Annotated in this window: 1 protein-coding gene; it reads right to left on the reverse strand. The window is 37.8% G+C overall.

The window, feature by feature from the left end:
- Positions 1–400 (reverse strand): reverse transcriptase domain-containing protein (locus ACHABW_RS26005; RefSeq protein ID WP_435759939.1); only part of this gene is annotated, 400 nt, incomplete at both ends.

Consider the following 400-nt stretch of genomic DNA (forward strand, 5'->3'; position numbering starts at 1 on the left):
AACCCTAGAAACTTTCGTTTCGTGGGGCTTCCTATTTCACTCTTTTCACGATTAACGGTAAGTTTTAGTTTCTCCTCAAGGAATGTCGTGGCGCTTTTCATGACACGCTCTCCTGCTTTTCTACTTTTAACGTAGATATTACAGTCATCCGCATACCGGACGAATTGGTGTCCACGTTTCTCTAATTCTTTATCGAATTGATCAAGGAAGAGATTACTTAAAATCGGTGAAATATTTCCTCCTTGTGGTACACCAATTTCAGTAGGGACAATTGTTCCATTAATAGACACACCACTCCTTAGGAATTTCCGTATAAGTGTAAGGATTATTTTATCCTTAATGTGCTCTTCCAAATGAAACATGAGTTTGTCATGATTAACCGTATCGAAATATTGTTTCA

This window comes from Salipaludibacillus sp. CF4.18, assembly GCF_051262595.1.
Taxonomy (GTDB): domain Bacteria; phylum Bacillota; class Bacilli; order Bacillales; family Salisediminibacteriaceae; genus Salipaludibacillus; species Salipaludibacillus neizhouensis.